The organism is Candidatus Atelocyanobacterium thalassa isolate ALOHA, assembly GCF_000025125.1.
In the GTDB taxonomy this organism is placed as follows: Bacteria; Cyanobacteriota; Cyanobacteriia; order Cyanobacteriales; family Microcystaceae; genus Atelocyanobacterium; species Atelocyanobacterium thalassae.
Genome location: NC_013771.1, coordinates 1277647 through 1291596, shown reverse-complemented (window position 1 = coordinate 1291596; position 13950 = coordinate 1277647). Strand labels below are relative to the sequence as shown.

Here is a 13950-nt window from a genome sequence, read left to right as displayed (position 1 = left end):
AATATACGAATCACTTTCATATTATAGATTATGGATATTTAAATTGAGTTAACCCAATTCTTCACCCATTCTAAGATATTGTTAACTTGCTTTAAAGTTAAAGACTCACAATATAGCCTCAAAGTAGGTTCTGTACCGCTAAAACGTATAAGCAACCAACTTTGATCTGTTAAATAATATTTATATCCATCTTTTTTATCACACTTTAGGACAGTTTTGTTAGCGATTTCATTAAAAGACTTCGTTTCTAGATGCTTTATCAATTTTGAGCGTATATCAAGACTAGATAATGGCAAATCGATACGATCATAGGCATTAAAAAAATTTACTTTTTTTTGTAATTTTAAATAATACTCTCCTAAATCATCACTACTTTCAACTATTGCTTCCAACAAATATAGTGCAGATAATAAGGCGTCCCTCTCAGGTATATGTGTCCCGTAACCGATTCCTCCAGATTCTTCTCCCCCTATTAAAACATTGCCGTTTAACATTCTATTAGCTATGTATTTGTAGCCTATCGAAGTTTCATGAATTGGTAAATTATAAAAATCTGCTAGATAAGAAATCAGTCCCGCACCACTAACGGTCTTAACAATCTCGCCTTTTAATCCCTTGTGTGTTGCCAAGTGATCCATAAGGATCGGAAGTAAAATTTGAGAGCTAAGAAAATTCCCTTGCTTATCAACTGCTGCAATGCGATCGCCATCTCCATCAAAAACTAAACCTATGCTTAAACCAGAACTTTTTTCAGCATTAAATTTCTTGACTGTAGTTAGTAACTTCGTAAGATAACACGGCAAAGGTTCTGGGGGATTGCCTCCAAAAAGAGGATCGCGATTGCTATTAATCTCTTGTATAGGACATTCTAATAATCTTTCCAATCCACTAGCTGCAGCTCCATACATAACATCAGCAAAAATAGTTAAATCTTTATTGTGAACTGCCTGTTGAATTTTTTTAATATTAACTTTACTTTTTAATTCTTGAGAATAACTTTTCCAAGGATCAAAGTAACTTAAAATACCTGTCTTGCCAGAGAACTTAGGCATTTCATATAGTAAGTTCTCAATTTGTTGGGTAATCTCAGAGGAAACTGAACCACCGAAAGCTCCTTTGACTTTTATGCCCAGATATTTTCCAGGATTATGACTTGCAGTTAATACAATAGCCCCCAAAGCATTTTGTGATTTAACTGCCCAACTAAAAGCAGGAGTTGGAGCATAAGATTCAGCAAAAACAACATCAAAACCGGCTTCAATGAGAGATTCAGCAGCAATCTTAGCAAATTCTTCAGCTAAAAAACGACGATCATACCCTACGATAATAGTGTGGCTATTAGATACTGTTCCATAATTGTTTAATAAAACTTGGGCACATAGGGGAGCTACTATTGCAACTCTTTCAAATGTAAAATCTGCTGCGATAACACCTCGCCATCCATCTGTCCCAAACTTTATTGGATTTTGGTTAAATGTCATAAAAATATCTAAATTATTATTTTTTAAGTTTAATTGGTGAATACGATATTTTAATACTTTTTATCAGTTATTAATTGAAAGTGAAAGAGGATTACCATATGTTTTACAATATAGGGATGTTAAATATCCGATAATCAACTAATTTATTATGTCAATGTTGGCGGCAATCACAGTCTTAGTTATTTTAATTGTTGTTCATGAGTTAGGTCATTTTTCTGCTGCAAGATTACAAGGAATTCATGTTAAACGATTTTCCATAGGCTTTGGACCTGTTTTAGCTAGATACAAAGGGAGAGAAACTGAATACACCTTGTGCCTTATACCTTTAGGTGGATTTGTCGGTTTCCCTGATGACGATCCAGAAAGCGAAATATCAATTGATGATCCAAATTTACTTCGCAATCGTCCTATTACTGATCGAGCTATAGTTATTAGTGCAGGAGTAATTGCTAATCTAGTATTTGCTTATTTTCTTTTGGTTGGGCAGACCGCTACGATGGGAATTCAAGATTTACAACCAGGACTGATGGTTCCTCAAATAGATAATAATTCTGCAGCTATGGATGCAGGAATAAAAGAAGGAGATATTATTTTATCTATAGATCAATATCCGTTAAAAGAGTTTCCTGAAGCAACTACATTATTCGTTGAAAAAGTTAAAAACTCGATAAATAAACCTTTAAATTTGACTATTAAAAGAAAAGAAGAAATATTAGATTTAACAGTGATACCTGAGCTAACTGAAGAAGGGAAAGGAAAAATTGGAGTAGGTTTATTGCCCAATGTTCAGTTGAGCCGCGCCAAGAACTTAGTGGAAATATTTGTTTATAGTAGTAAGACTTATCTAAATGCTTTTACTCTCACAATTAAAGGATTTTGGCAATTAATAAGGCACTTTCAAGAAAATATAGAACAAGTCGCCGGTCCTGTTAAAATTGTTGAGTATGGGGCTAGTATTGCTCAAAATAATCTCGGAAATTTATTTCAATTTGGTGCACTAATTAGTATTAATTTAGCTGTTATCAATATCTTGCCTTTGCCTGCATTAGATGGTGGACAATTGATATTTTTATTAATAGAAGGATTTTTAGGAAAACCATTACCCAATAAGTTTCAAGAAGGTGTTATGCAAACTGGCCTTGTCCTATTGCTAGGATTAGGAATTTTCGTAATTATTCGTGACACGGTAAATTTAACTATAGTTCAAGAATTTGTTAAGCAATTTGGTATGTAAGCACAACAGAAATAGAAAAATTATAAAACTTTCTATTTCTGTATTTTTGAAGAATAATTTGTCATGTTTATAGTACTTTCAATTTATCGTATGAGACGATTCGGTATAGTTAATTGAAAAAATTATTAGACACAATACTATGTTAGATTGATTTTTACAAAAAAAATTATTTTTTGTATAAATCCTGTGAAAAAAATATTTACAATGTATCTAATAGCTGCTTATGACGATTACACCATCAAACTATTTATTTAATTATGATCCTCATTACAAAGCTAACCAATTAATTTGTGGTTATGGACAAACAGCTATCATTACTGGATGGACAGTAAAAGAATCAGTTGCAAGATATTTAACATCAAAAGAATATGCAGTTATTGGAAACTTATATAGTCCAACCAGAGGTATTAGCCCTTTAATAAGAAACCTATTAGCAAATCCTCATGTAGCTTCGCTCGTTATACTGCAGTCAACGAAAGAAGATCAAAACGCAGGAGGATGTCAATGTCTATTAGATTTCTTGTCTAAAGGTTTCAGGGCAGGAGTTGATCATATAGGGAAAGATGTATGGATTATTAATTCTAATGTTCTTGGGTATATAGATATAGAAATTCCTGCTGAGGTATTAGAGTTAATTCGCGAATCTATAGTTTATAGAGAAGTTGAATCAATTTCTAAAGTAGTTGATCATGTCAAAGAACTAAATAAAAAAGAGAAAAAAAAATCTTGGAGTAATCCCCTGATTTTCCCTTTTACGGAAACTAGTTCCAAAATACGTCCTGGAACTAAATATTGTCATCGAATAGAAGGTTCTACAATTGCAGAAACCTGGGTTAGGATATTACATCGTATTAAAACAACTGGAAGAGTTAGGCCAACTGAATATGGAAAATGGCAAGAACTAATCAATATTGTAGCTGTCGTTACTGATGAACCCTTAGATTTCTATTTTCCTGAACCCAATTATCTTCCTATAAGAAGAGAATTTATCAACGACTATATATCCCAAATTCTTGATGATTCTTCACAACGAGAAGGGATCAAATATACATATGGCCAAAGATTAAGATCTTGGTTTAAAAAAGATCAAATCCAACAAGTTATTGATCTACTAGTTTCTGATATTAATTCTTCCAGAGCTGTCATGTCTCTCTGGGATGTTAATGATTATGATAATAATGACAGCCCTCCATGCCTAAATCATATTTGGATAAGAACTATTGATGATGAATTATCTTTAACAGCTACGTTTCGTAGTAATGATATGTTTTCCGCATGGCCTTCAAATGCAATGGGCCTAAGGGCATTGCAAATACATATTATGAGAGAAATACAAAATCGAATTAATCAGAAGTTGAAAATTGGTCCATTAGTGACTGTTAGCCAAAGCGCTCATATATATAACGATTGTTGGGAATATGCAGATAAAATAGTAGATGCAGAATACGAAACAATATGTCGAGAAAAAAAATATGCTGATCCTAGTGGTAGCTATTTAATTGTTATTAAAAATAATCAAATATTTGTTGAGCATATTACCCCAGGTTCAGGAGAAATTGTAAATTGTTACTTTGGTAAATCTGCAAGGAAAATCTATAACAAAATTGCAGAGGATTCTCCTGGTATTGGAATTAAACATGCTATGTACTTGGGCTCAGAATTACAAAAGGCAGAAATTTGTTTAAAGGACAAATCTTATCATTATCAGCAAGATAAACCCTTAACAGTTAAAAGTTAGTTAAAAAATTTTTCTAAGTCATTGTATAGGCATTGACAAATATTGATGTCAAAATATAATTTTGTTAAGATAGTTGAGCTTTTACAGATAAAGTACATATCTTTCTAAAAATAAAATTGCAACATATACTAATTTTTAATAGCTATTTTTAGTAGAAGTTTAAATTAACTCGCTTTTTTATATTAATAAATAATCACATGAATAAGTTAAAAATAGTAAAGCTAAAGAGCTCTGCGGTTATTCCACGATATGAGCACTATGGAGATTCAGGAATGGATTTAATATCTATAGAAGAAGTAGAAATTAAATCTTATGAAAGTAAACTAATTAAGACTGGTATCTCTATTGAACTACCTCCTAATACAGAAGCACAAATTCGTCCAAGAAGTGGTTTAGCTTTAAAGCATCAAATTACCGTTTTAAATACTCCAGGAACTATTGATGAAGGATATCGTGGAGAGATTGGAGTAGTTCTGATTAATCATGGTTCAATCTCTTTCAAAGTTTTACCAGGAATGAGAATTGCTCAAATGGTTATCATGCCTATCATACGTGTTGAAATTGAAGAGGTAGATTCCTTAAGTTCTTCAATTAGAGGCACAGATGGATTCGGCTCAACAGGAGTTTAATATTTTTTAAATAATTCTTATAAATATTTTTATGACATACATAAAAGGTCAAAGACCTACTTGGAACGAGTATTTTATGATGATGGCTAAGTTAGCTGCTACAAGATCTACTTGTTTAGCCTTTCCAGTAGGAGCCGTTATTGTAAAAGATAAGCGTGTTTTATCTACTGGGTACAATGGTCCTCCTGCCAACTCTAGTCACTGTATAAGTCAGGGTGTTTGTTATCCAGGACTTGAAAGCTGTATTTCTTCTAGCAATTTGCCTTCACGTGCTGTTCATGCAGAGGCAAATGCTATTGCACAAGCAGCAAAATATAGAATTTCTACAAATAACTCTACTATTTACGTAACCTTGGAACCTTGTATATCTTGTTTGAAACTAATAATTTCTGCCGGAATTAAAGAAGTTTTTTATGAAACGGAATTTAATAAAGTTAATAAAAGTTTGATACGAGATATGTTTATTCAGGAAGGTTTGATAACTTTAACTAAAATGAATTTATCTCATGAAGCGATGTCTCGTGCATCTCTATTTCTTTTAAACTCCACATCAGTTAAAAATAATAACATTCTTACTGATGCTTAATTTATAGAGGTAGTTTTTGAATAGCTTTGTTAGAACCAATAACAACCATTGATAAATTTTTATTTAATTTCTCCTGAGGTGAAGGATTAATTTTAAACTTATCATCATTACCAACAGCTAGTACGCTTATATCATAACGGCTTCTAAGTTTTAGTTCTTCAATAGCTATTCCGTGGAATTCTTGCGGAATACGAGTTTCTACAATACTATGATCAGGATCAAGTTCGAATCTTTCTATGATTCTAGGATTTTGCGTGAGTAAATGAACTAAGTCACACCCAGCTTGATATTCGGGATATACAACTAAATCAGCCCCAACTTTTTGCAAAAGTTTGCCATGAACATCAGAAGAGGCTTTGGCAATTACGTATTTCACACCTCCTTCTTTAATATTTAAAGCAGTAACAATACTCTCTTCCAAATAATTTCCAATAGCAATAATAACAGTATCAAATTCAAAAATACCTGCCTCTTTTAGAGCATTAGGCTTAGTTGAATCTAGTTTGATGGCACTTGAAGCAATGTTCTCAGTTAAAACTTGAGACACTAAAGATTCTTTTATGTCTGTTCCTAATACTTCGTAGCCTAATTTATGAAGGTTTCTGCATACTGAACGCCCAAAGCGTCCTAATCCAATAACTGCAAATTGACGGGTCTCTCTACGAAGAATACTTAAAAAATTTAAGGACTTCAAATTAATACCTCACCCTTTTTTAGAAATATCTATTTATAATAATATAAAATTTACAACTTATCCGACTAATAAAGTTTCTTCAGGATATTGTATTAATCGTGGTTGAGATTTTTTGGAAATAGCTGCGATAAAAACAAGTATCCCCACTCTTCCAACATACATTGTGAGAATTAATAAAAGTTGTGATAAAGAAGATAAATTAGCTGTAATACCTGTAGAAAGTCCTACAGTTGCAAATGCAGAAATCACCTCAAACAAAACTTGTAAGGAACTAACCCCAGAGTCAAAGAAAGTAGGATTTAAGCTAGCCTCAGATAGCGAAATTAATAATGTCATTAGAACAACCATATTTGTTGAACCAAATACAACAGCAACTGCTTTTAAAATTAAAGAAACAGGAACTTCTCTGCGGAACATTACTACTTCATGATTTCCTTTTAAGACAGAGCGTGTACAATTAGTTAGGATACAAAGTGTTGTGGTTTTAATGCCTCCTCCTGTTCCATTAGAACTTGCACCTACAAACATAAGTCCCATAGTTAGGAAAAGACCAGCAAAAGTCATATTTTTAATATCAATACTATTAAATCCCGCTGTTCTTGTTGTAACAGACTGAAACCAAGCTGTTAATAATTTATTATGAAAATTCAACAATCCTAAAGTAGCTTGATTATTATATTCGGTAATCAAAAATGTAATAGTTCCAGCAACAAGTAAGGCGATAGTCGTACTTGTTGCAACTTTAAAATTTAAAGAAAATCCTAACCTTTCTTGTTTATTTTTAAGCTTATGTCTAATTGCTATATACATTTCAATAATGACTTGATAACCAATGCCTCCGAATATAATCAATATAGAAATTGCAAAATTGATTATAAAAGAGTCACCAACACTAATTAAACTATCTGAAAATAAACTAAATCCTGCATTATTCCAAGCACTAATGCTATGAAAAGTGGCTATCCATAAACCTTGAAAGGTTCCATATTTATCCGAAAATACATTAAGCATTAATAAAATACCAAGAATTTCGAAAATTAAAGTTGTTGCAACAATTGAAATAATAATATTTTGGCTACTACCATATAGATGAGAACTATCAAATGGTTCCTTTATTGCAAATTTTTGTCTAAGGTCAAACTTTCTACCTAGGACAAGTATTAGGAAAGTAGTTGTTGTCATATAACCCAATCCTCCTACTTGAATTAGCAAAAGGATGATTAACTGACCCCAAAAAGAAAAATAACTTCCTGTATCAACAACAACTAATCCTGTTACACATACGGCAGAGGTAGATGTAAACAAAGCAACTAAAGGGTTGCTCCAACTTCCGTCACTAGTAGCAAAGGGTAACATTAATAATAATGTACCCACTAAAATCACTGCTAAAAAACCTAAGCAAATCGTCCTTGCAATCGTCATCAGCAATAAAAAATCTTAATAGAACTGAATTGCTCGTACATTAACATAAATATAAAAAATACTATTATTTAAATATTAATTTAACTAACTAATATCATAAAACATGACTTAATTGTATTTATATTCGATCCTCAATAAATCATGTAAGCATTGTTAAAGTGCCTATATAAAACTTATTGATACTGTTAGAAATTTCAATGTGTAAGATCGTTGAAAGTACCTAATATAAATATAACATGAGTACTTTGTTTCTCTAAATTCCTTGTTCCTATGGAATTTAATATTTTTTAGAATACACATAGAAGTATTTTAATGAGCAATTAATAAAATATTTATTCCAAGCATTTGTGACGCTATAATAATAGTTTGATCAATAATTTCAAATTTTATTTAATCTCTAAATACTATATAGTTCATATTACAAATGTCCTTTAATTCATCGCAACAAGAAGCTCAATTTAATTCCGGATTACAAGAAATTCGTGCTACACGCCTTGCAAAGGTAGAAGAGCTAAAAAAGCTAGGTTTAGTTCCTTATGCTTATCAATGGAAATCTACTCATAATGCTGCTCATCTACAGAAAACTTATGTTGATTTAGGCGAAGGAGAAGAACTAGACAAAGAAGTCTCACTTGCTGGAAGAATTATGGCTCGTAGAGTTTTTGGAAAGCTTGCTTTTTTTACTCTACAAGATGAAACAGGAAATATTCAGCTATATCTTGATAAAAAAATTATTCAAGATAATATGAGTAATATAGAAAACCCTTTTAATCATCTCAAAAAACTCATAGATACTGGTGATATTATTGGAGTTACAGGGAGTATAAAAAAGACCGAAAAAGGTGAACTCTCTATTAAAGTGAAAACATATGAAATTTTAACTAAATCATTATTACCACTTCCTGATAAATGGCATGGTTTAACTGACAGAGAAAAACGTTACCGCCAAAGATATATTGACTTAATAGTTAACCCTAGTACAAGGGAGACTTTTCGTTGCCGTTCAAAAGTAATATCCTCTATTCGTAAATTTTTAGAAGAGAGGGGATTTCTTGAGATAGAAACACCTGTTTTGCAATCTGAAGCAGGCGGAGCAGATGCAAGACCTTTTATAACGCATCACAATACATTAAATATGGATCTCTATTTAAGGATTGCGACAGAATTACATCTAAAAAGACTAATTGTAGGTGGCTTTGAAAAAGTATTTGAGATAGGTAGAATTTTTCGTAACGAAGGAATTTCAACTAAACATAATCCAGAATTTACTTCCATTGAGATTTACGAAGCATATTCAGATTACTATGGCATGATGGAGTTAACAGAAAAAATTATCACCAGGATTATTCATGATATAGGTCAAGATACAATTATTGAATGTCAAGGACAAAAAATTAATTTTTCGCAACCTTGGCGAAAAATTACTATGAATGAAATAGTTAAAGAAAAAAATAATTTAGATTTCGAAAGTTTTAAAACTTTCGAAGAAGCCAAAATAGCAGTCAACAAGCTAGGAATACAAATCCCGGAAGCCTGTCGGACTATAGGAAAGTTACTTAATGAAGTTTTTGAGCAAACTGTAGAAGAGACAATAATTCAACCTACATTTATTTTAGATTTTCCTGTCGAAATTTCTCCATTAGCAAAACCTCATCGTACAAAAGGAAATGTGGTTGAAAGATTTGAACTTTATATCATGGGACGAGAATTAGCAAATAGTTTTTCTGAATTAACCGACCCTATTGACCAAAGAGAAAGGCTAGAAAAACAAGCTATTAAAAAAGCAGCAGGAGACTTAGAAGCTCACAATATAGATGAAGATTTTTTAACAGCTTTAGAATATGGAATGCCTCCTACTGGAGGATTGGGAATCGGTATTGATCGACTCATAATGCTACTAACAAATTCTGCAAGTATAAGAGATGTAATTGCTTTTCCATTACTAAAAAACCAAAATGTAGAAAGCTAGGTAGTAACTTGACCAATTGATATATGTTGGCTATCCAATAAAGTTAGTATATGTCTTATTTAAATTATCATTATTAAATCTTATAAGTTCTGTTTTTTGTACCTAATTAAAGTATTCATTAAATACTATAATTACAGACGTATCTAATATGTCTGTACAAAGAAGCTACAGAATAGAAATTAACTTAAGATACAGTTTTTACAATCATGAGTTAAACTAGCATTATTATTAAGTAAAAGTCTTCTACAGTTTTTATTCATTGGGTAAGAAAAAATAAATTTCTTAATTTCCCCAGTCTTAGTTCAATACAATCGAGGTAAATATGTCGGAAGTAATGGCTTTAACACCAACTAATGTCGAACAAGTTTTAGATGAATTACGTCCATACTTAATAGCAGATGGAGGTAATGTAGAGCTTGTCGAAATAGATGGAGCAATCGTGAAATTACGTCTACAGGGAGCATGTGGCTCCTGCCCTAGTTCTACCATGACTCTTAAAATGGGAATTGAAAGACGTTTAAAAGAAATGATTCCTGAAGTTTCAGAAGTTGAACAAGCATTTTAAAGTTTAAAGATTTAGAAAAAAGCTATATATTATTAAGTATTTTTTCTTTTACTAATAAACGTAGTGATAGACTTCCGGTACTTTCTATTACTACGTTTTAAATTCTAGTTTTACTAATGCTTGGATAGGACAATATACTAAAATAAGACCTAATCGTGTATATTTGTTTTCATCAATAGAAATTAACATTTAACTTTATTAGCTAAAATAATCACTTGTAAAATCAGTAAAATATAAATATTCTTTGTGTTCTTGATAATTTAAATAGTAACTAGTTATTATTTAAATTTCAAAAAATAGTCTAATCTTTTGCATATATATAATTGTTTATTTGCTAAAATTGTAAGTTCTCAACTAGAAAAACTACTTATTAGGTTAATTCTTTAACTTACTGGTGTATTATTTATCCTTAACATATTTGATCATAATAACTTTATATAATTAGATACAATATCATCATCATTAATGAAATATATATTAAAATTAAGTTTCCGAATAAATAACACTCATATTTAAAACGGAGTAGTTGGAGAAAAAATATATGGGTAAAGTAGTTAGCATTGATCTGGGAACAACAAATTCTGTAGTCGCAGTTATGGAAGGCGGTAAGCCAGTGGTTATCGCTAATTCCGAAGGAATGCGTACTACTCCTTCTATGGTGGGCTTTAGTAAAGATGGGGAGTTGGTAATAGGACAAATGGCACGAAGGCAGGCTGTTCTTAATCCTCAAAATACATACCATAGTGTTAAAAGATTTATAGGACGTAAATATAATGAGTTAACTAATGAATCAAAACAAGTTCCTTATACTATTCGTCGAAATGATAATGGTAATATTAAGCTAGCATGCCCTCGTTTAAACAAAGATTTTGCTCCTGAAGAAATATCAGGATTTATTTTGAGAAAGCTAGCTGAAGAGGCAGAACGTTATTTAGGAGAACCTGTTACAAGTGCGGTAATTACAGTTCCTGCATATTTTAATGATTCTCAGAGACAAGCTACCAGAGATGCAGGGAAGATAGCAGGATTAGAAGTACTAAGAATAATCAATGAACCGACTGCAGCCTCTTTAGCCTACGGATTAGATCAAAAAACATCTCAAAAAATTTTGGTTTTTGATTTAGGAGGAGGCACCTTTGATGTTTCCGTCTTAGAAGTTGGGGATGGAGTATTTGAGGTTAAATCCACTAGTGGTGATACTCAGTTAGGAGGGAGTGATTTTGACAAACGCATTGTTGATTGGCTAGCTGAGCAATTTTTAAAGGATGAAGGTATAGATCTAAGGAAAAATAGACAAGCCTTACAACGCCTTACTGAGGCCGCAGAGAAAGCTAAAATAGAGCTTTCCGGAGTAAGTGTAACTGATATAAATCTTCCTTTTATTACCGCTACAGAAAATGGTCCGCAACATATAGAGAAAAAATTAACACGTCCTCAGTTTGAAGATCTTTGTTCAGACTTAGTAAGTCGCTTACAACGTCCTCTCAAAAGAGTTATGAATGATGCAAAATTAACTCCTGTTCAGATTGATGAGGTGGTACTCGTAGGTGGAGGGACTAGGATGCCGATGATTAAGTCTTTGGTACGTAGTTTAATTGATAAAGAACCTAATGAAAATGTTAATCCTGATGAAGTTGTAGCAGTTGGAGCTGCTATTCAGTCAGGTATTTTAGCTGGTGAAGTTAAAGAAATATTATTATTAGATGTAACTCCTCTTTCCTTAGGTTTAGAAACGATAGGAGGTGTTACGAAAAAACTTATACCTCGTAATACAACTATCCCAGTACGTCGCTCTGATATTTTTTCGACAGGAGAAAATAATCAAACCATAGTAGAAATTCATGTTGTTCAAGGAGAACGTGAAATGACTGTTGATAATAAATCTTTAGGACGTTTTAAACTTACGGGAATTTCTCCTGCTCCAAGAGGACTTCCTCAAGTACAAGTTGCTTTTGATATTGACGCAAATGGAATATTACAAGTTACTGCAAGGGATAAAGCAACAGGGCGAGAACAAAGTGTCCTTATCCAAGGAACCTCTACTATTAGTGAAAAAGATATTGATCGGATGGTTCAAGAAGCTTCTATATTTGCGGAGAAAGATCGGCAGCGGCGGGAGCGTATAGAAAAACGTAATAATGCTAAAGCTCTAACAGATCAAGCCTTAAGAAGAATAAAAGATATTACACTCGATTTTGGAGCTCAATTTACTAGTAGCTATCGTCGTCAAATTGAAGTTTTAAATCGTGAGATTATTGAGAGTTTAAATAATGATGATGAAAGATCTTTAGATAAAGCAAAAGATAATTTAGAGGATTTATTGCATGAACTAAATAGAGAAGTACGTTTACAATATGAGGAAGAGGATGAAGGTATATTAGAATCTATTAAAAGAACTTTTGCGAATGATTCCGAAACTGATTCATATATTCCTTATGATTCTGATTATAATTCCACTTATTACCAAAAGCGGAAAGATTATGAATCTTCTGAATATGAACGTTACAATGATCAATATGACGAATATAATATGATTAAACAAAATAGTGACAACCATTCTTTCCCTCAAAAGGATTTGAGATATTCTCGAGATCAATACGAATCTTACCAAAATCGTAACCGTTTTCGTCAAATACCAAACGAAAATCAATGGGATGAAGAAGAAGAAGATTGGTTTTAAGTTTTAGAGCAAATCAATTTTAATTCTAACCATTCTAAATTCTTTTTAACATTGTATATATGCAACAAATTCATGACTATTACACAATCTTAGAAGTTACGAAAAATGCTACTGCAGAAGAAATTAAAGCATCTTTTCGTAAACTTGCTCGAAAATATCATCCTGATGTTAATCCAGGGAATAAAACATCAGAAGAAAAATTTAAAAGTATTAATGAAGCTTATAATATTTTATCAGATGAAACTAAAAGAGCAGATTATAATCGTTTAAAATTTAACAAAAAAAGATATGATTCTTTTTCGTTTCATTCTCAAAATAACGAACAAAAAAGAAATTTTTCAAAATTTAAAAATATAAATTTTAATTCTGATGCTAATAAAAAAGCGAAGACTGTCAGCTCTTTGCATAATGCACAAGATGTTGAAGCTAAATTAAATATTTCTTTAGAGAAAGCTTATTGTGGAGGAAGAGAAAGAATACGCTTAGAGGATGGTAGATCTATAGAAGTAGATATGCCATCCAAAATGATTAGTGGGCAAAAAATTAGACTTAAAAATCAAGGACTTAATGGAGGAGATTTATACCTTGAAATATTAATAACACCCCATGCTTTTTTTAAGTTAAAAAATATAGATATTATTTACGAAATTTTATTGACCCCAAGTGAAGCAATACTAGGAGAAGAGATTACTGTTCCTACAATTGATGGTATGGTTAAAATAACAGTTCCTAAAGGTATTCAAGCCGGACAAAAACTTCGTCTAGCCAATAAAGGATATTTTGATGAATTGGGACAAAGAGGAGATCAATTTTTAGAAATAAACATAGCTATTCCTTCAGAAATTAGTGAAGAAGAATTATTTTTATACAAACAGATTCGTTCTAAAGAAAAATTTAACCCACGACGAAATAAGTCATAAATAAAAACTGTAATACCTATTAACAAATATTA

At 31.7% G+C, this 13950-nt stretch carries 11 protein-coding genes; 8 read left to right on the top strand and 3 right to left on the bottom strand.

Annotated elements, in window-relative coordinates; translation table 11 throughout:
• Positions 1-38: 38 nt before the first annotated feature.
• Complete coding sequence (locus UCYN_RS05390) at positions 39-1481, bottom strand: phosphohexomutase domain-containing protein (RefSeq protein WP_012954502.1); 1443 nt, start codon at positions 1479-1481, stop codon at positions 39-41.
• Between the two features lie 148 nt (positions 1482-1629).
• On the opposite strand from UCYN_RS05390, the gene rseP reads away from it, so the two are divergent.
• The 4 genes from rseP (at position 1630) to UCYN_RS05370 (ending at position 5668) form a co-directional block, all read left to right on the top strand.
• Positions 1630-2715, top strand: a complete 1086-nt coding sequence (rseP, locus tag UCYN_RS05385; RefSeq protein WP_041487783.1) for an RIP metalloprotease RseP — start codon at positions 1630-1632, stop codon at positions 2713-2715.
• 223 nt (positions 2716-2938) lie between these two features.
• A complete protein-coding gene (locus tag UCYN_RS05380; RefSeq protein ID WP_012954500.1) occupies positions 2939-4453 on the top strand; it encodes a thymidylate synthase in 1515 nt (504 codons plus the stop codon).
• Positions 4454-4650: 197 nt separating this feature from the next.
• A complete protein-coding gene (gene dut, locus UCYN_RS05375; RefSeq protein WP_012954499.1) occupies positions 4651-5082 on the top strand; it encodes a dUTP diphosphatase in 432 nt (143 codons plus the stop codon).
• A 31-nt stretch (positions 5083-5113) separates the two neighbouring features.
• Positions 5114-5668, top strand: a complete 555-nt coding sequence (locus UCYN_RS05370; RefSeq protein ID WP_012954498.1) for a deoxycytidylate deaminase — start codon at positions 5114-5116, stop codon at positions 5666-5668.
• 1 nt (position 5669) lies between these two features.
• Here UCYN_RS05370 and UCYN_RS05365 read toward each other — a convergent pair whose 3' ends face one another.
• Both UCYN_RS05365 and UCYN_RS05360 read right to left on the bottom strand, forming a co-directional pair.
• Positions 5670-6362, bottom strand: coding sequence for a potassium channel family protein (locus tag UCYN_RS05365; protein ID WP_012954497.1), 693 nt, complete (start codon positions 6360-6362; stop codon positions 5670-5672).
• A 57-nt stretch (positions 6363-6419) separates the two neighbouring features.
• Positions 6420-7784, bottom strand: coding sequence for a TrkH family potassium uptake protein (locus tag UCYN_RS05360; RefSeq protein WP_012954496.1), 1365 nt, complete (start codon positions 7782-7784; stop codon positions 6420-6422).
• 424 nt (positions 7785-8208) lie between these two features.
• Between UCYN_RS05360 and lysS the strand changes: the two genes are divergently transcribed.
• The 4 genes from lysS (at position 8209) to UCYN_RS05340 (ending at position 13918) form a co-directional block, all read left to right on the top strand.
• A complete protein-coding gene (gene lysS, locus UCYN_RS05355) occupies positions 8209-9753 on the top strand; it encodes a lysine--tRNA ligase (protein ID WP_012954495.1) in 1545 nt (514 codons plus the stop codon).
• 322 nt (positions 9754-10075) lie between these two features.
• A complete protein-coding gene (locus UCYN_RS05350; RefSeq protein ID WP_040055239.1) occupies positions 10076-10318 on the top strand; it encodes a NifU family protein in 243 nt (80 codons plus the stop codon).
• Positions 10319-10859: 541 nt separating this feature from the next.
• The gene (gene dnaK / locus UCYN_RS05345; RefSeq protein ID WP_012954493.1) at positions 10860-12998 is read left to right on the top strand and encodes a molecular chaperone DnaK; all 2139 of its coding nucleotides are present in this window, start codon (positions 10860-10862) and stop codon (positions 12996-12998) included.
• Positions 12999-13057: 59 nt separating this feature from the next.
• Positions 13058-13918, top strand: a complete 861-nt coding sequence (locus UCYN_RS05340) for a DnaJ C-terminal domain-containing protein (protein WP_012954492.1) — start codon at positions 13058-13060, stop codon at positions 13916-13918.
• Positions 13919-13950: the final 32 nt, after the last annotated feature.